Annotated in this window: 18 protein-coding genes; 8 read left to right on the top strand and 10 right to left on the bottom strand. The window is 58.6% G+C overall.

Annotation, left to right across the window (positions count from 1 at the left end; translation table 11 throughout):
* The first annotated feature begins 8 nt into the window (after nt 1-8).
* The 8 genes from WA928_RS05420 (at nt 9) to fliR (ending at nt 5,549) form a co-directional block, all read left to right on the top strand.
* Entirely contained in the window at nt 9-1,259 is a 1,251-nt protein-coding gene (locus WA928_RS05420) for a flagellar hook-length control protein FliK (RefSeq protein WP_424300542.1), read from the top strand.
* Between the two features lie 66 nt (nt 1,260-1,325).
* A complete protein-coding gene (locus WA928_RS05425) occupies nt 1,326-1,802 on the top strand; it encodes a flagellar basal body-associated FliL family protein (RefSeq protein ID WP_424300545.1) in 477 nt (158 codons plus the stop codon).
* The gene (gene fliM, locus WA928_RS05430; protein ID WP_424300548.1) at nt 1,802-2,818 is read left to right on the top strand and encodes a flagellar motor switch protein FliM; all 1,017 of its coding nucleotides are present in this window, start codon (nt 1,802-1,804) and stop codon (nt 2,816-2,818) included. Before WA928_RS05425 ends, fliM begins: the two co-directional genes overlap by 1 nt.
* On the top strand, nt 2,815-3,360 hold the full coding sequence (gene fliN, locus WA928_RS05435) for a flagellar motor switch protein FliN (RefSeq protein WP_417276973.1): 546 nt from the start codon (nt 2,815-2,817) through the stop codon (nt 3,358-3,360). The genes fliM and fliN overlap by 4 nt, the downstream gene beginning before the upstream one ends.
* Before the next feature lie 5 nt (nt 3,361-3,365).
* Nucleotides 3,366-3,683, top strand: coding sequence for a flagellar biosynthetic protein FliO (fliO, locus tag WA928_RS05440; protein WP_424300551.1), 318 nt, complete (start codon nt 3,366-3,368; stop codon nt 3,681-3,683).
* Nucleotides 3,684-3,733: 50 nt separating this feature from the next.
* The gene (gene fliP / locus WA928_RS05445) at nt 3,734-4,477 is read left to right on the top strand and encodes a flagellar type III secretion system pore protein FliP (RefSeq protein WP_424300554.1); all 744 of its coding nucleotides are present in this window, start codon (nt 3,734-3,736) and stop codon (nt 4,475-4,477) included.
* Nucleotides 4,478-4,486: 9 nt separating this feature from the next.
* Entirely contained in the window at nt 4,487-4,756 is a 270-nt protein-coding gene (fliQ, locus tag WA928_RS05450) for a flagellar biosynthesis protein FliQ (RefSeq protein ID WP_424300557.1), read from the top strand.
* 7 nt (nt 4,757-4,763) lie between these two features.
* On the top strand, nt 4,764-5,549 hold the full coding sequence (gene fliR, locus WA928_RS05455) for a flagellar biosynthetic protein FliR (RefSeq protein ID WP_424300560.1): 786 nt from the start codon (nt 4,764-4,766) through the stop codon (nt 5,547-5,549).
* Between the two features lie 5 nt (nt 5,550-5,554).
* On the opposite strand, the gene WA928_RS05460 is transcribed toward fliR, so the two are convergent.
* From WA928_RS05460 to flgE, 10 genes are all read right to left on the bottom strand, one after another.
* Nucleotides 5,555-6,298: a hypothetical protein gene (locus WA928_RS05460; protein WP_424300563.1), complete on the bottom strand. Its 744-nt coding sequence runs from the start codon at nt 6,296-6,298 to the stop codon at nt 5,555-5,557.
* Nucleotides 6,299-6,312: 14 nt separating this feature from the next.
* A complete protein-coding gene (locus tag WA928_RS05465) occupies nt 6,313-7,911 on the bottom strand; it encodes a methyl-accepting chemotaxis protein (protein ID WP_424300566.1) in 1,599 nt (532 codons plus the stop codon).
* Between the two features lie 131 nt (nt 7,912-8,042).
* A complete protein-coding gene (gene flgL, locus WA928_RS05470; protein ID WP_424300569.1) occupies nt 8,043-9,281 on the bottom strand; it encodes a flagellar hook-associated protein FlgL in 1,239 nt (412 codons plus the stop codon).
* A 28-nt stretch (nt 9,282-9,309) separates the two neighbouring features.
* Complete coding sequence (gene flgK / locus WA928_RS05475; RefSeq protein ID WP_424300572.1) at nt 9,310-11,016, bottom strand: flagellar hook-associated protein FlgK; 1,707 nt, start codon at nt 11,014-11,016, stop codon at nt 9,310-9,312.
* 97 nt (nt 11,017-11,113) lie between these two features.
* Nucleotides 11,114-12,082, bottom strand: a complete 969-nt coding sequence (gene flgJ, locus WA928_RS05480; protein WP_424300575.1) for a flagellar assembly peptidoglycan hydrolase FlgJ — start codon at nt 12,080-12,082, stop codon at nt 11,114-11,116.
* Nucleotides 12,083-12,091: 9 nt separating this feature from the next.
* Nucleotides 12,092-13,153 carry a flagellar basal body P-ring protein FlgI gene (locus WA928_RS05485; RefSeq protein ID WP_424301160.1) on the bottom strand — a complete coding sequence of 354 codons (1,062 nt, stop codon included), beginning with the start codon at nt 13,151-13,153 and terminating at the stop codon, nt 12,092-12,094.
* A 91-nt stretch (nt 13,154-13,244) separates the two neighbouring features.
* The gene (locus tag WA928_RS05490; protein ID WP_417251127.1) at nt 13,245-13,937 is read right to left on the bottom strand and encodes a flagellar basal body L-ring protein FlgH; all 693 of its coding nucleotides are present in this window, start codon (nt 13,935-13,937) and stop codon (nt 13,245-13,247) included.
* Between the two features lie 11 nt (nt 13,938-13,948).
* A complete protein-coding gene (flgG, locus tag WA928_RS05495) occupies nt 13,949-14,734 on the bottom strand; it encodes a flagellar basal-body rod protein FlgG (protein WP_350383395.1) in 786 nt (261 codons plus the stop codon).
* 33 nt (nt 14,735-14,767) lie between these two features.
* Nucleotides 14,768-15,517: a flagellar basal-body rod protein FlgF gene (gene flgF, locus WA928_RS05500; RefSeq protein WP_350383392.1), complete on the bottom strand. Its 750-nt coding sequence runs from the start codon at nt 15,515-15,517 to the stop codon at nt 14,768-14,770.
* A 15-nt stretch (nt 15,518-15,532) separates the two neighbouring features.
* Nucleotides 15,533-16,813, bottom strand: coding sequence for a flagellar hook protein FlgE (flgE, locus tag WA928_RS05505; protein WP_424300580.1), 1,281 nt, complete (start codon nt 16,811-16,813; stop codon nt 15,533-15,535).
* Between the last annotated feature and the right edge of the window lie 16 nt (nt 16,814-16,829).

Raw genomic sequence — 16,829 nt, forward strand, 5'->3', positions numbered from 1 at the left:
CCATGAACATGCCTGTGCTTCCTGCCATCTCCGCCAGTCCGGCTCCCGCCGACACCGCAGCACGTCCGGCCGACACCGCCACAAGCAACGCGCCTGCGTTCTCCAATGTGCTGTCTGGCCAGCAGCAACAGCACAGCACCAGCACCAAAGAGCAATCCAAGACCACAGAACCGCACCAGCCGGGCACTCGCGAAGCTGCCACTGAGACACCAGCCAAGCAACAAGATAGCCTGGGCCCTGACGAGACCCTGGCCCTGATTCTCGACAGCACGGGATTGCCTATGATGCAGCTGCCGGTACAGCCTTCCGCGCTGGCGCGATTCAGTATCCAGCGCCACGGAAGCAGCATGGGTACTGCTGATACCCCCGCCACGCGCGCCGTCAGCCTGATCACCCCTGCAGGCCAGGCACTGCCTGACGATGCAAGCGACACCCTCGCGGTTCGTCCCACAAACACCGGGCCGGAAACCGCACATGCGGCTTTGCAAGACCTCAATTTCATAAAAGATAAACCGCTGACGGCTCCCAACACGGATCCCCGGCACGCCTCTTCTGGCAAACACAGCGTGGTGGCCGGCCTGGTTGCGCCAGCACAGGCCACCAATGCTGCCAATATTCGAGCTGCTTCAGCCGACGACACCCTTACCGGTCAATCAGCCAGTCGCGCCAGCACCAACACGCTGCTTCGGCACGGATCAGAGCTTCCGGCAATATCTGCTGACGCCCACACCTTGGGCGCCGCAAATGTCCTGGCAGCCGCACAGCCTCCCCTGATGCCGGCCGCCTCTGGTTTACCTCAGCAAATTACTGTGGCCACTCCTTTTAACAGCCCGCAATGGCCACAAGACGTGGGCCGGCAGCTGTTCAATCTGGTTCAATCGGGCGTCACGGGCTCGGGCCATACGGTGCAGATGCAGCTCAATCCCCCGGAGCTCGGGCCCGTACGCATCACCCTGCACCTCGGAGATAGCGGTACTCAGGCATCGTTTATCTCGCCCCATGCCAACGTCCGCCAAGCCCTCGAAAATGCCTTGCCCCAACTTGCACAACAGATGGCGCAAGCCGGCGTGTCTCTGGGCCAAACCAGTGTCAGCGACCAACCCGGACAGCAGTATGCCGAATCTTCTGACAGCAATAAACCCAAGGACGGCGCCGTGTTCAGCCTGGATGGCAGCAGCGACAACAGTGCGATTGCCCCCACCAGCCCCATACCGCGCGCCGTGAACCGTCCCAACGCGATCGTCGATACTTTCGCCTGACCGCGTACCCAATACTCACGCATTACAATGCAGCTCCCCACCTCCGCGACCCCATAACCCGGAATCATGCTCAGGCTACTTAAATTTCTCCTCCTGCTCATTATTATCATTGGCGCCTCTGTGGGCGGCACCATGCTGTTCATGAACAGAAACAGCCCGAGCACTCCAGCGACAACTGCCAACCCGGCCGTAACCGTTGTGCCTGCACCCGCAGCGCCTGTGGTGGTCGCACCGATCTTTGCAGAGCTCGAACCATTCACTGTCACGCTCTATGGCGAGATGCGAAACCGCATCCTGTACACCGCGATCACCTTGCGACTGGCCGACGAAGCCTCCCGCAAGCAGATCGAGGATTACATGCCCGAGGTACGTGACAGAATCCTGAAGGTCTTGTCTTCACAACCGCTGGCCCAGGTGCAAACCCCCGAGGGCAGGCAGGCGCTTAGCAACGCCCTGAAAGCCGAGCTCTCCAACACCTTTGCGCCTCAACTGCCAGCGCCACAAATTTCCGACGTGCTTTTCACAGCGTTCGTGGTGCAGTAATGCCTTACCAAAGCATGCTCTCACAGGATGAAGTCGATGCCCTGCTGGCTGGGGTCACCGGCGAAGAGTCCTCCTCCCCGCAGGCGACAGCCGAGCCAAAGGACGGTGTCCGTCCCTACGACCTCAGCTCTCCCGACCGCGTGGTGCGCCACCGCATGCAAACCCTCGAGCTCATCAACGAGCGATTTGCGCGTCAACTGAGATCCATGTTTTTCGGCTTCATGCGACGCAACGCCGACATCACCGTCAATGCAATCAAGATCCTGAAATATTCAGACTTCGAACGCAATCTGCCGGTTCCCAGCAACCTCAATATGGTGGGGCTCAAGCCACTGCGTGGTGTGGGGCTGTTTACGTTTGATCCTAATCTAGTGTTTCTGGTCATCGACAGCCTGTTTGGTGGTCATGGCCGCTACAACACCCGCATCGAAGGCCGTGATTTCACCAACACCGAGCAGCGGATCATCCGGCGATTGCTTAATCTCACCCTCGACTGCTATGGCGAGGCCTGGGAAAACGTCTACCCCATCCAGTCCGAATATATCCGCTCGGAGATGCACACCAAGTTTGCCAATATCGGCTCAGGCAACGACGTGGTAGTACTCTCGACATTCAACATCGAGCTCGGATCAACAGGCGGCAAGCTGAATATTTGCCTGCCCTATTCCATGCTCGAACCCATCCGCGACATCCTGACGCGCCCCTTGCAGCAATCGGCCACTGACGCCATCGACCAACGCTGGACACAGCAGCTGTCGCGCGAAGTCCGCAGCGCAGAGGTCGAACTCAGCGTCGAGTTTGCCCGTATCGAAACCTCCATAGCCAAGCTCCTGCACCTGTCGGTGGGTGATGTCCTGCCCGTCGAAGTCCAACCCAATGTCACGGCCCGTGTCGGTGGCGTTCCGGTGCTCGACTGCACATATGGCACCTTCAACAGCCGTTATGCCCTTCGTGTACGCAAGATCCTTGCGGCACCGGGGGATTCCGAAAAACTGCTAGCCCGCACCCAGAAATGAGCGATATCAAAGACGACGACACCCAGGAGCCCCAACAGCCGGACTCCCCCGCCTCTCCCAACCTAGAGGATGATTGGGCCGCTGCCTTGGCTGAACAACAACAGACAGCACACGACCAACCTACCCAGGCCGCAGGGCTGGGTGCAGAAGACGATTGGGCCGCCGCACTGGCCGAACAATCGTCCGCCAGTGCGCCCAGCGACACCAGTGCAGCGGCTCAACCCGCAACTGCCCAAGTGTTTCAGCCATTGGTGGGCCAAGCGGCCGACGGTGATAGCGATATCGACATGATCATGGACATCCCTGTCCAGCTGTCTGTCGAACTCGGCCGCACGCGGCTTACTATCAAAAATATCCTCCAACTGGGACAGGGCTCGGTGGTCGAACTCGACGGTCTGGCCGGTGAGCCCATGGATATCTACGTCAATGGCTACCTTATTGCACAGGGCGAAGTCGTCGTGGTCGACGAAAAATACGGTATCCGGGTAACCGATATCATCACGCCCTCAGACCGGATTGCGCGTCTGAACAACCGGCGTTAAACCGGATGAGCCAAGGACAGATCCTGCAGGTTTTGGGGGCATTGCTGTTTGTCCTGGCTTTGCTGCTGGCCTTTGCCTGGTTTGCCCGCCGCGGCGGCTGGATCCGCAACGCATCCAAAGCCACCAATCTGCGCGTATTGGGCAGCCAAAGCCTTGGATCCCGGTGTGCCATCACCGTCGTACAGATCGACAACACCCGCCTAGTGCTAGGAGTCACGCCGCAACACATCAGCGTACTGCACACCCTGTCCGGTCAAAGCGATCCACAGCCTGGCTCAAATGATTTCAGCCAGATGCTGGACAAAACCATCGCTAGGTCCTGATGCTTGGCCGCTCTTTCCTTTCTCCGGTTTACCGGCAGACCGCAGCCCGCATGTGGCGGCTGTTGCCGCTTGGCCTGCTGCTATGGCTGCTGTGGCCGGGTAGCGCCCTGGCCCAGGCAACCCTGCCGGCGTTAACCACCACGCCAGGCCCCAATGGCTCCGAGACATGGTCGCTAAGTGTGCAGACGCTGGTGCTGCTGACCATGCTGTCATTTTTACCGGCAGCGTTGCTGATGATGACCAGCTTCACCCGCATCATCATCGTGCTGGGCCTGCTGCGTAATGCCTTGGGCACGGGGGTATCGCCACCCAACACCATTCTGGTGGGGCTGGCTCTGTTTCTGACCCTATTTACGATGTCGCCGGTTTTCGACGAGATCTATACACAGGCCTACCAGCCACTGACACAAGACCAGATCTCTTTTCAGGAGGCTCTCGATCGCGGCGCGGCTCCTCTGAAAACCTTCATGCTGCATCAAACCCGTGAAGCCGACCTCACCATGTTTGCAGAAATGGCCAAGGTGGGCCCACTGGAGACACCCGAAGCCACGCCGCTACGGGTGCTTGTGCCCGCCTACGTCACGAGCGAACTCAAAACCGCATTTCAGATCGGCTTTACCATCTTCATTCCGTTTCTGATTATCGATCTGGTTGTCGCCAGCCTGTTGATGGCCCTTGGGATGATGATGGTTCCGCCGGTATCCATCTCGCTGCCATTCAAGCTGATGCTGTTTGTGCTGGCTGACGGCTGGCATTTGCTGCTGGGCTCGCTGGCCCGCAGCTTTTATCAATAAGGGGCACCGATGACACCCGAATCCGTCATGTCCATGACTTACCAGGCCTTGCGGGTTGCGCTGATGATCGCCGGCCCGCTGTTGCTGGTAACTCTGGCGGTGGGCCTGCTGATCAGCATTTTTCAGGCCGCCACTCAAATCAACGAGATGACCCTGTCGTTTATCCCAAAGCTGCTGGCTGTGGGCGCCACCCTGGTGTTGCTGGGCCCGTGGCTGCTGAACACGATGGTGGATTACATACGCTCACTGCTGAGCGCCATCCCGGGCCTGGCCAGCTGACGGCTCCATGATCGATTTCACGCTCGATCAACTGTACGGCTGGATCAATAACTTCCTGTGGCCACTGTTTCGCATCGGCGGGCTGGTGGCCATGGCCCCTATTTTCGGAGAGGCCACCGTACCGGTGCGCATCAAGGTGGGGCTGGCCGTAGTGCTTACCCTGGTCGTCGCACCCCTGATCGGCCCGATGCCGGCAGTGGTGCCCTCCTCTTATGCAGGCTTGCTCATCGCATTGCAGCAGGTACTGATCGGTATGGCATTGGGCTTTTGCATGCGCCTGATTTTTACCGCGGCCATGATGGCGGGTGAATTTGTCGGTCTGCCAATGGGTCTTGCCTTTGCTTCGTTTTTTGACCCTGCAACCGGTGCCAATACCGCAGTGCTGTCGCGCCTGATCAATCTGGTGGCCCTGCTGATGTTTTTGGCTGTCAACGGCCATTTGCTGATGCTCGATGGCCTGGTGAGAACCTTTGATCTGCTGCCCGTTGGAGCGTCCCTGAACGCCAATGGCTGGGGCGCACTGATGGAATGGAGCGGCCAACTGTGGATTTCAGGGATTTTACTGGCCTTGCCCGTCCTGATCGTGCTACTGGCGATTAATTTGTCGCTGGGGATCCTTAATCGAACCGCCCAGCAGCTATCGATCTTTGCAGTTGGTTTTCCGATTACGCTGACCACCGGCTTGGTGATGCTGGCGATCGTATTACCGCAAAGCAAAGAGTTTCTGACCCAGCTGTTTGAATCCGGCTACCAGACCATGGCGCAGATCGCGCGAGGCCTGGCGGGCCTTTAGCACTTTTAGTGCTGCCCAGATAAAGGGTAGGTTGCCACAGGGGTGATGTGTGAGCCGGCCGGCAACAACGGCTGCATGGTCGAAGCTTCTGTCGTAGCCAAGGTGTGCGCAGGTGCAAGGCCCAACGAAGCTCCCTTTGCAGAGGGCGCCACAGGGGCAACCGGCACAATCTTGGCAGGCGGCACCACAGGCACGGGGCCCGTGACAGGTTCGCCATTGCCCGGAATGAAAATCATGTCTTCCGCAGGCCGTGCCTGGCCCTCCGTGACCAAGGCCTGGTGGATGGCAGGCTTTTTCTGTGCAGCTTCCTGATCCGCCTGTGCAGCCGTCTTAGGGTGACGCAAGACGGGCACATTGATGCTTTTTTCCATCCGCTCAAACGTGCCATCCGAACCAAAGCGCAGCCAGACCTCCTGACGCGCATAAAAGGCGTCTGTGGCCACTGTCACTTTGTTTGCCCAGCGCACAAGGGTGGAGTTTCCCTGTTGCCACACATCGGTGGGCTGCGCACCCAGGCTCTCGGATGCCTGGGCCAAGGTGGTGCGCCCCACCACAATATGATCCAGACCTGCCGTATGCAGACCATTGCCAGTAAAACTGCACCCTGCCAACACAACAGCAGCCGAAAGGGCTGCGAGACGGCCAGACGTGCCACCAAACAGCCGATGCCAGAAAGGCACCAGCACCGGTTTTTCGGGGTTGGGTGCAACAGCCAAAAAGTGGGCCGCCGCAGGGTCTGGATAAATCATGATGGGAATTCCTTTCAGTTGGCCGGCAAAGCAAGCGCAGACTGCTTGAGCTGAAACACGGATAGTGAGCCACCGACTTCGATCGCCAGGGACTCCAGCGACCCAGCGGCTGCCGCAGCCTGCTGAACCAGCTGGGCGTTTTGCTGTGTCACCGAATCCATCTGCGTAATCGCCAGGTTGATCTGATCGATTCCTGAAGATTGTTCTACAGTAGCTGCAGTGATTTCTGCCATGATGTCTGACACCCGGTTGACGGCCTGCACGATCTCCAGCATGGTCTCGCCTGCCCGGTTGACCTGATCAGAACCCGCCTGCACACGATCGACAGAATCCGCGATCAAGGTCTTGATCTCTTTGGCTGCACCGGCACTACGCTGGGCCAAGGCCCGGACCTCTGCCGCCACGACCGCAAAACCACGGCCCTGCTCGCCGGCGCGAGCTGCCTCGACGGCCGCGTTAAGGGCCAGAATATTGGTCTGGAAGGCAATGGAATCAATGACGCCAACAATATCCGCGATTTTCTGCGAACTGCCAGAGATGCCCTGCATGGTGAGCACCACCTCATCCACCACGTGGCCACCCCGAGACGCCACTTGTGCTGCACTGGCAGCCAGCTCGTTGGCCTGCTGTGCGTGATCGGCATTTTGCTTGACGGTACTGGCAAGCTCTTCCATGCTGGCAGCCGTTTGTTGCAAGGCAGCCGCCTGCTGATCCGTACGGCTGCTGAGATCCTGGTTACCCGCTGCGATGCGCTGCGTGCCGGAAGTCATTTGGCCGACATGGGTTCGGACACCCAGAATCAATGTTTCCAGGCCGTCACGCATGTCTTTCAGGCCATGCAGCAGCAGCCCGATTTCATCCCGGCCACGCGGCACAATATCCACATCCAAATGGCCACTGGCCATCATTTGCAGATGCCGTCCTATCGCTTGTAACGGCCGCAAGACCGTACGCATGAGCAACCGATAGGCGATCAAGGCCAGCAACACCGCCACCACAACCAGGCCCAGGAACCCGTAGTTGGCCCAGCTGAATTGCTGAGCAAGATCCTGACGCATCTGGGTGCTGCTGTTCTGCACGTATTGATCAAACTGTCCAAACGCGCGATCCATCCCCCGGGCGGCCCCACGCAGTCTGCCACGTTTAAGGGCTTCAAATGCCCGGGCATCCTGCTGTGCTGCCAGGCCACGCAATTGTTCGACCTGTGCCCAGTAATCCTTGAAACTGCGATCCAAAACATGTTGCAGAGATTGACCTTGAGCACCTATCAGGGCATTGGCTTGCTGAAATGACTGCATATGCTCTTTGGAGCGCAGCAGTAGCTTATCTGCCTGACCAAGCTCCCAGAGCCGCTGCTTTTCGTTGACAATGCCCAGAGCCCCATCAACCTGCGTGGCAGCCTGCTGAGCGTAAATAAGGGCATTTTTAACGTCTGAATTGGCCTGTACCCCCACGGCCGACAATTGCGAAAGTGCCTGGCGGCTTTGCTGTTGCACAAACCAGGCACTGCCCACCGCCAAAACAGTAAGCAAGGACAGCAGACCCACGACCAGCGTGAGGCGAGTGCGCAAAGACACGCTGAACGAACGCCTCTTGAAAATGCGGAGCTTCATGTCACCTCTCTGAACCTGTTATCAGCATGCCATGGCACGCGACTTTTGTTTTCATGAAAATAGGGCCTTGTAGGCCCTATTTACCCGAATATGCCCTGCTCGCGAATAGCGAACCGGACAAAGCCTTGTGATTATTTGCTACCCAGATTAAACAGGCTGAGGCCCTGGATGGTTTGGAAGGCCAGGCCGGCACCTTCAAGTGCCATCTTGCGCAAACTAAGTTGCGTGGTGGCTTCGTAGTAATCGAGATCTTCGATGCCCGACAAGGCCTTGGCAAAACCCAGATTACGCTGGCTACCGCTGCCATCAAGTGCCTGAAGTTCGTTCATGCGGGCACCGATCGAGGCGCGTACTGTCAGCACATTATCGTAATTGCTGGCCAGCTGCTGCATGCCGGTATTAAGCACATTGCGCAGGGACGCCGTGGCTTCTGCATCGCCTTGGGACGGCACATTCAGTGCAGCGACCAGATTATCCAGCGTTGCGAAGATATTTGGGTTTTGTGTCTTGAGGGGATCGACGGTAACCGTATCGCCCACCGCAGGCGTACCCGATATTTGGACACGTGTGCCATGGCCAAGATCCATTTCGGTAGCGTCAGCTGCCAGCGGATAGCTGACAGTGGCTTCTACAGTAGGGGGCACGGTTGAATGATCAGTGGGCGTGACATCGTAGCCCGCGGCCGTAAACTCTACGGCAAACGAATATCGGGCATCCGGATTGCCGGTAGTTGCATCGCGATCGGCAATAAACGGCCCACCAAACACCGCCGTACCCGCATTGGTGTTTGGCACAGCAGAGGTGTAGGCCAGGGTGCCCGGCTGCGCGCGGGCAAAGATGTCAGAGCCGATATCGCTGCCTGCAACCTGGCGGGTGGCGTCGGCCTGGATATTGCGCTGCAAGGCATCGCCCTGATATGCACCCGCTGCATCAAACGCCGGTTGCCCACCCTTTGAGCCAGAGAACAGATACTGACCATTGCCATCCGTGGTGTTTGCAATACCCAGGGCCGTATCACGGGCATTTTGCAGCACATTGGCCAAGGTCAGCCTGTCGGCATCTGACAAAGTGCCATTACCTACCTGCACCAACCGGGTACGGACATCAACCAGCAGACTGGTGAGACTGTTCAGCGCGTCTTCTTCGGTGCCAAGGTTTTGATTGGCCACAGCACGATTGGCGGCATAGCGGGCGTTTTGCGCCTGCGACTGCGAGAGGTTGATGGCCTGCGAGGCGCCAAGGGGATCGTCTGCGGGTGTGACCATTTTTTGGCCCGTACCGATCTGCTGATACAGATGCATCAGATCGGATTGCTGGGCATTGATGGTGTTCAAGCCTGTCTGGAACACGAGGCTGGAGCTGATACGCATAATGGTTTCCTGGTACGAATCGCGCTAATCAGTTGCGCAGGCTGAGCAGAGTATCAAACAGAGTGGACGCCGTGTCGATCAGTCGCGCCGCAGCGCGGTATTGTTCCTGATACTGCTGCAGATTGATGTATTCCTCGTCCATATTGACGCCAGACACCGCCTGCTGCGCGGCAAAGTTTTGCTGAATCAAAGACTCTTGTGCTTTTTGCGCTGTGGCATTGGATTGCGTCTTGACCGCCACGGTATTGACCAGCTGGGAATAGGCCTCGTTCAGGCCCATGGTGCCCTGGCCCGCCGGCCCACCTGCCAGCCCGCCCAAAATCTTTTTGCTGCGCAACTGCGCCAGCAGCAGGGCGTTGTCTCCGTTGGCAGAGCCGGCAGGCCCACCAAGACCTCCGTTGGCATCTGGATCCTCACCTGCCGCTGCGATCTTGGCTGGATCGGTAATGGCGACATTCATGCCCGCCGCAGCCTCACGGGTGGGCTGGATCAGCCAAGAATCACCGGCGGCCGCACCCGCGGCCGTGGTGGTATCGAATTCGACCCCATCGAAGGTGGCTGTGGCATTGGGCGCAATGGAGCCCATCACCGTGCCGTCTGGTACGCGGGTTACCGAATAATTGGTGCCGTCAAACTCCATCCGGTAATCTTTATTGGTGAGCTTGCTGAAATCGGTGATGGTGGCACCGGGATTGGCGCCTGTCGCATTGGTTTCGTTTCCAATGACCTTGGGCGTGGACACTGTGAAAAAATCCAGCCCCGCTGCACCGGAGGGATCGTAGCCCTGCACATGCTGCTGGTTGATGGATATGGAAATGCCCAAGGCCAAACGGCCAAGATCATTTTGGGTGCTATCCAGCACATCCGAACGGAAGGTGAGCAAGCCGCCCAGCTTGCCGCCGGTGATCTGGTCATCCGACATTTCAATCGGCTTGAGTGCACCGCTGGCATCCAGCACGGTGTAAGACACCGCCAACCGGCCCGGATCGGCTGCCGAGGGCAGCGCCTGCAGATGGTAGACACTGTCGCCACCCAGCACGGTCTGGCCGTTGCCCACCGTGATACTGATGCGGTCGTCTTGCTCGTAGGTTTGGATGTCGATGATTTGCCCAAGTTCGCTGGTGAGCTGATCACGCTGGTCGAACAAATCGTTGGGCGGTTGCCCCGGATTGCTTGCTTTGGCGACGGCAATCTGGCGATTCATGTCCTGGATGCGATCGAGATAGCTGTTGACCTGGGTAACCGTGGTATCGATTTGGGTATTGACGTTTTGCCGCTGGGCATCCAGAAACGCATTGGCGTCACGAATTTGCGAGGCCAGGCTGTTGGCCCGGCCCAGAAGCTCTTGGCGGCCGGCAACATCGGCTGGAGCCGAGGCTACGGCATCAAGGCCGTCGAAGAATTTTTGGATATTGGGCGAGATCCCGACCGTACGGTCGGCCACCAGATTGTTGATCTGGCTGATCTGGTCGCCATAGGTTTTCAAGGCAGCGCCGCGCGTGATCGAGCCGGTGAGCTGGTGATACAGAAAGTTGTCGTAAGAGCGCTGGACGCTGACGGCCTGAACACCGCGGCCGATCCAGCCTGCTGACGTGGGTGTGGCACCTGCGGTTTGGGCCAGCACGGTTTGCCGGCTATAGCCTGCGGTGGCGGCGTTATTGATATTGTGGCCAGCCGTTTGCAAGCGGTTTTGTGCTACCAGCAGCCCTGCCTTACCGAGATTTGCCAGATTCATATGCTGCAATCCTGTCGATTGAGCAGACACCCCAAAGGCGCCTGCAGAGATTCTTCTATATAGATAACGGCCGCAAACGCCAAAAATTTAATCGCGATCAGGAGGCGTTGAAATACCCCATGATACTGATCAGCTTATCGGCGTAGGAGGGATCGGTGGCATAACCGGCCGCCTGCACCTCGCGTGCGGCTGCTTCGGCGCTGGGGGCTGCCATGACATCCCGATAACGGCCACTGGAACTGATCAGCCGGGCATAATCAGTGAATGAGTCCGCGTAAGATGCGTAGGCCCGAAACGGTTGCAACATCTTGCGCGGGCTGCCATCGACGTATTCGGTGGTCATCACCTGCACCACGTCGCCGCGCCAGCCACTACCCGCCTTGATACCAAACAGGTTGTGGCTGCTGCTGCCATCCGGACGCAGGATTTCGCGCTGCCCCCACCCAGATTCCAGTGCCGCCTGACTGAGTATCAGTTTGGCAGGCACACCGCTACGTTGTGCGGCCACGCCTGCTGCGGCAGCCATCTGGTTCACAAAGCTTTGAATATGCTCTGGTGCCCCACGTATGGCACTGCGCACGGTTTGACCCAGATTCTTGCGGCCCAGCACATCCAGCAAAGACGTGATGGAATCGGCCACCTGCCGCTGGCCCTCGCCAATCCGCGATTGCAAGCCAGGCAGGCGCGAACGCGCTGCCTCGGGCACACCGGTTACCGCTGCCGTATTTTGTGTCAGCACCCCGCCACGCATCTGCGCCATCAGGGCGTCTGCCAGACCAATGCCCGGATTGGCCATCGCCAGGGCAGCCTGCTCGTCACCCAGGCTTTGCGCCATCCGCGTTGCCTGGGAGTCGAACAGGGAGGGCATCTGCTGCGAGGTCTGCCGTGCTTTTTTAAGCAGCAACTGGATAAACATGGCCTCGAACTGACGGGCCACTTCGCGCTGCTGGTCTTTGGATTGCGGATCAGTTTGTACGCCGCGCTTCAGGCTGTTCAGGCTGTTGAAATCAAGCACAGAAGCGTTGTCAGAAAAACCCGGCATCGGCGTATGCGAGACAAATCCCATGTCCTGGCCTCAGATCACCTCAAGGTCGGCGCGCAAGGCACCAGCACTCTTGAGATTTTGCAAAATAGACAGAAGATCCTGGGGAGTTGCCCCCAGGGCATTCAGTGCCCGAACCACATCGGCCAGATTGGCACTGGTATTGACGCGCTTGAGCGAGCCATTCTCGGATCGCATTTCGATCTGCGTGTTGTTTGTCACCACGGTTTGCCCACCCCCAAACGGTGTGTTTGGCTGGCTGACCTGCTGTTGCGGACTGATGGTGACAGACAGATTGCCAAAGGCAATGGCGGCTTCATTGATCTCAACAGTTCGGTTCATCACAACAGAACCCGTGCGCGCATTGATGACCACACGCGCCCTGGCCGGTGGCAGATTAACCTGTAGGTTCTCGACCTGAGACAAAAATGCCAGCTGCCGCTTGGGATCCATGGGCGCTTGCAACTCGATGGTGCGGCCATTCAGCGCGGTGGCTGTTTGCCCACCAAAACGCCTATTGAGTGCGGACACCACATTTTGTGCCACGGCAAAATCGCTGGTGTTGAGCTCCAGCCGCACCGTGCCGTTTTGCACGTAGGTGGTGGGCACACCGCGCTCGACAATCGCACCATCCGGAATAATGCCGCCATTGAGTTGATTGACTTGCACGCTGGCGCCGCCCTGAGAGGCCCCCGCCCCGCCTACCAGCAGATTGCCCTGCGCCAGTGCATACACCTGGCCGTTGGCACCCTTTAAGGGCGTCATCAACAATGTGCCGCCACGCAGGCTTTTGGCGTTACCCATCGAGGACACCACTACATCCAGGCTTTGGCCCGGCTGCGCAAACGCCGGCAGGCGCGTGGTGACCATCACGGCCGCCACATTTTTAACCTGCATATTGGTGCCCTGCGGCACCGTGACACCCAGCTGCGACAGCATATTGGTGAGGCTTTGCTGGGTAAACGGCGTCTGACGGACTTGATCGCCGCTACCGTCCAGGCCAACCACCAGGCCATACCCGATCAGCGGGTTTTCGCGCACCCCGGTAAAGCTTGCAAGATCCTTGATGCGGTCGGCCTGTGCCGCGATTGGCATCAGGCCTGAAACTGCCAGCAACAGCACAAGGCCAAACTTTAGAAAGCTGACCATCGGATGGTTGAGTGCGACAAGTTTTTGGATCATGGCATCAGAACGGTGCGACATTCAGGAAGAAGCGCTGCAGCCAACCCATGGTCTGCACTTCATCCATCACGCCTTTGCTGCGATATTCGATACGGGCGTCCGCCACTTGAGTGGACGCAACGGTGTTGCTGCCGGTAATGGAGCGCGGGTCAACCACGCCTGAAAACCGCACGTACTCGCTGCCACGGTTAATGGCGATCTGTTTCTCGCCGGCAATTTGCAAATTGCCGTTGGGCAACACACCTATCACGGTGGTGGTGAGCGTGCCGCTAAACAGATTGGTGGCGCTGCTGGACCCCTTGCCCTGCGATTTATTACCGCTGCCGGTTTCAAAATTTTGCTTGGGGCCAAGGTCGGTGGGCAGAATGGCCGGCGTAATGCCGATGTTCATGCTGGCGCTGCCGTTGCGGTCTGTGCTGGTATCCACGCTTTTGGCTGCGTTGGTTTTTTCCTGGATCACCACCGTGACGATATCCCCGACATTTCGGGGCCGGCGATCCTCGAAGAGCGGATAGTTGCCATATGCAGTGGGCTGATAGATAGAGCCATTGGCAACCGCAGTGGGCGGCAAGGGCACCGGCGGCGGTGCCGTCAACGGACCCGTGACAACGGGCTCGGGAGGCACCAGGGCGCAACCCGATACCAGCAGGGTTGCGACCACCCCGATACCTGCTGCAAAACGACGCAAACCCTTCATGAAAATCCTGCTTAGAGCTGTGTCAGACGGGCCAGCATCTGGTCGGACGTTTGCACCGCCTTGCTGTTCATCTCGAAGGCACGCTGCGTGGTGATCATATTGACAAGCTCTTCAGCCACATTGACGTTGCTGGTTTCAACGTAGTTTTGCAGCATGACGCCGGCACCGTCCAGCCCCGGTTGCAGCAGATTGGCCGGCCCGGAGGCATCGGTTTCTGCGTACAGGTTTTCGCCCATGCTCTGCAAGCCCGTGGGATTGATGAACGTGGCCAATTGCAACTGGCCAACTTCGACGTTGGTGCCCGTGGCGCCCGGCTGTGTCACAGACACCGTGCCATCGCGCCCGATGGAGATGGAGATCGCGTTATCAGGGATGTTGATGCCCGGCTGGATGGGATAGCCCCCTGCCGTAACCAACATGCCGTTTTGGTCGCGCTGAATGCTGCCGTCGCGTGTATAGGCAAACGAGCCATCAGGCATCTCTACCTGCATGAAGCCTTTGCCCTGGATGGCCACATCCAGCGTGTTGCCTGTTTGTTTGAGATCACCCTGAGTATGGATGCGCTCGGTGGCCACCGTGCGTGCACCGGTACCCAGCTGCAAACCGGAGGGCAGCTGATTGGCGGCCCCAACCGCGGCGCCCGGCTGGCGCATGGTCTGGTACATGAGGTCTTCGAAGACGGCGCGGCTGCGCTTGAAACCCGTTGTGTTGACGTTGGCCAGGTTGTTGGAAATCACATCCATGGCGGTTTGCTGGGTTTCCAGACCCGTCTTGGCGATCCACAGTGAACGTATCATGATGAGGTGTCCTGGTTAGGCGGTGGCTGGCGCTTAGCCTGCTGCCGAAAGAATTGAGTTGGCGCGTTCTTCGTTGGTGCTGGCGTTTTTGATCACCTGCATCTGCAACTCAAACTGGCGCGAATTGGAGATCATGGCCACCATCGCCGCCGCTGGGTTGACGTTGCTTTTTTCGATGAAGCCCGGCGCAATCCGGACGGTGTCATCGGCCTGCGCCGCTTGCCCACCAGCCACACGGAACAGGCCGTCATCACCACGCACTAATTGATCGCGGGCCGGATTGACCAGTTTCAGTTGGGCCAGCAACTGGATATCCCGCGGATTATCTCCTGCCCCCAGCGCGCTGATCTGGCCATCCGTGGCAAAGGTGATGCTGCCACGCTCAGGAACCTCGATAGGCCCACCATCGTTGGACAAAACCGGCAAACCGGTTTGCGTAACCAGCTGATTGTTTTGATTGACCGCAAACTCGCCGGCCCGGGTATAGGCTTCGCCATCCGGCGTTTGTACCGCAAACCAGCCATCTCCCGCGATGGCTGCATCCAGGGCATGACCGGTTTCCACCATGGCACCCTGACCAAACTGGCTGCCCGGTGTAGACGCCACCGTGCTGACCCGGGTGGGGAGCTCGCCCGCATGCGGCACCACCGGCACAGAGCGGTAAATCGCCAATTGCTCGCGAAACCCGGTGGTGGACACATTGGCCATGTTATTGGCAATGGCCGACTGCTGCTCGAGGATGCGGGCAGCACCGTTGGAAGCGGTATAGAGGATGCGATCCATGCCTGCTTAGCCCGTTTAACGCATGGTGATCAGAGTTTGCAAAATCTGATCCTGCGTCTTGATGGTTTGTGCATTGGCCTGGTAGGTGCGCTGGGCGATGATCATATTGACCAGCTCTTGAGACATATCCACGTTGGATTCTTCCACCGCCTGGCCCTTGATGGTGGCCAGGCCGTTGCTGCCCGGCGTGCCCACAATAGGTTGGCCGGAATTGGCGGTTTCTGCCCAGGCGTTGCCGCCCACGGGCTGCAGCCCTTGCAGGTTTGCAAAATCGGCCAAGGCCAGCGTACCCATGGTCTGTTTGGCACCGTTGGTGTAGTTGGCGATCAGCTCACCACTGCTACCGATGGACATGCTGGCGTATTCGCCAGTGGCGAAGCCGTTTTGCACGAAGTCCTGGGAATAGCTGCCACCAAACTGAGTGGAGCCCCCGTAGCTGACGTTGATAACCAGCGGTTCCGCCGCCACCCCTCCCGTCACCGGCACGGTGTAGTTCAGCGTGTAGGTGGCCGTGGCCGGATTCAAGCGGCCTTCCTTATCGAATTCCAGTTGATTGGCAGGCGGGTAGAAATTCGCCGTCACCACGGCGGGCGGCACAGGCGGAGGCACAATCGCACCTGTACCCGCATTCACGATATTGCCATCCACCTTAACGTAGACATCCCAATTATTGACCTCGTTAGGCGCAACCCCCGAGACGGCCCGCTTGACGTAGTACTGTTCAACCGTATGCTCGTTGCCCAGGGTGTCATAAACCGTCAGGGGCGTCATCTTGGAGAAGGACTGACCATCATTCGGATCAAACGGACGCGTCCCCTCAACGATTACGGGGGCATTGGAATCCACATTGACCTTGTTGGTCAGTGTGCTGGTTGCCTGTGGCGCGATGTTTCCCACGGGGACGGTCATGCCGATCAGGTTGGTGCCGCCGGGCGCGTAGCCCATCAGCTGCTGGCCCTGGGCGTTGACGATCTTGTGATCTTTATCAGCCAAAAACTGGCCGTTACGCGTGTACAGCGTGGCGCCGTTGGGCTGGGTGACCACAAACAGGCCCTTGGCCCCGTCGATGGCCATGTCGAACTGATTGCCCGAGGTGGACACAATGCCGGTGGTAAAGCGCTGGTTGATCGACGCCACCTGCACACCCAAGCCCACGCGGGAGCTGGCATAGACGTCGGCAAATGTCGCGCTGCCTGATTTAAACCCCACAGTACCCGAGTTGGCAATGTTGTTGCCAATGACATCCAGGTTTTGCGAGCTGGCGTTCAAGCCGCTGAGACCCTGACCGAAACCCATGATTGACCTCTTTTAG

Source organism: Castellaniella sp., from assembly GCF_049651205.1.
Classification (GTDB): Bacteria; Pseudomonadota; Gammaproteobacteria; order Burkholderiales; family Burkholderiaceae_B; genus Castellaniella.

Coding starts and splice junctions, on each gene's coding strand:
- flgG (WP_350383395.1), bottom strand. CDS start 14,734: ATGATACGTTCACTGTGGATCGCCAAGACGGGTCTGGAAACCCAGCAA.
- fliQ (WP_424300557.1), top strand. CDS start 4,487: ATGACACCCGAATCCGTCATGTCCATGACTTACCAGGCCTTGCGGGTT.
- WA928_RS05490 (WP_417251127.1), bottom strand. CDS start 13,937: ATGAAGGGTTTGCGTCGTTTTGCAGCAGGTATCGGGGTGGTCGCAACC.
- flgK (WP_424300572.1), bottom strand. CDS start 11,016: ATGAATCTGGCAAATCTCGGTAAGGCAGGGCTGCTGGTAGCACAAAAC.
- WA928_RS05465 (WP_424300566.1), bottom strand. CDS start 7,911: ATGAAGCTCCGCATTTTCAAGAGGCGTTCGTTCAGCGTGTCTTTGCGC.
- WA928_RS05485 (WP_424301160.1), bottom strand. CDS start 13,153: ATGCCAATCGCGGCACAGGCCGACCGCATCAAGGATCTTGCAAGCTTT.
- fliN (WP_417276973.1), top strand. CDS start 2,815: ATGAGCGATATCAAAGACGACGACACCCAGGAGCCCCAACAGCCGGAC.
- fliP (WP_424300554.1), top strand. CDS start 3,734: ATGTGGCGGCTGTTGCCGCTTGGCCTGCTGCTATGGCTGCTGTGGCCG.
- WA928_RS05420 (WP_424300542.1), top strand. CDS start 9: ATGCCTGTGCTTCCTGCCATCTCCGCCAGTCCGGCTCCCGCCGACACC.
- WA928_RS05425 (WP_424300545.1), top strand. CDS start 1,326: ATGCTCAGGCTACTTAAATTTCTCCTCCTGCTCATTATTATCATTGGC.
- flgL (WP_424300569.1), bottom strand. CDS start 9,281: ATGCGTATCAGCTCCAGCCTCGTGTTCCAGACAGGCTTGAACACCATC.
- WA928_RS05460 (WP_424300563.1), bottom strand. CDS start 6,298: ATGATTTATCCAGACCCTGCGGCGGCCCACTTTTTGGCTGTTGCACCC.
- fliM (WP_424300548.1), top strand. CDS start 1,802: ATGCCTTACCAAAGCATGCTCTCACAGGATGAAGTCGATGCCCTGCTG.
- fliO (WP_424300551.1), top strand. CDS start 3,366: ATGAGCCAAGGACAGATCCTGCAGGTTTTGGGGGCATTGCTGTTTGTC.
- flgF (WP_350383392.1), bottom strand. CDS start 15,517: ATGGATCGCATCCTCTATACCGCTTCCAACGGTGCTGCCCGCATCCTC.
- flgJ (WP_424300575.1), bottom strand. CDS start 12,082: ATGGGATTTGTCTCGCATACGCCGATGCCGGGTTTTTCTGACAACGCT.
- fliR (WP_424300560.1), top strand. CDS start 4,764: ATGATCGATTTCACGCTCGATCAACTGTACGGCTGGATCAATAACTTC.
- flgE (WP_424300580.1), bottom strand. CDS start 16,813: ATGGGTTTCGGTCAGGGTCTCAGCGGCTTGAACGCCAGCTCGCAAAAC.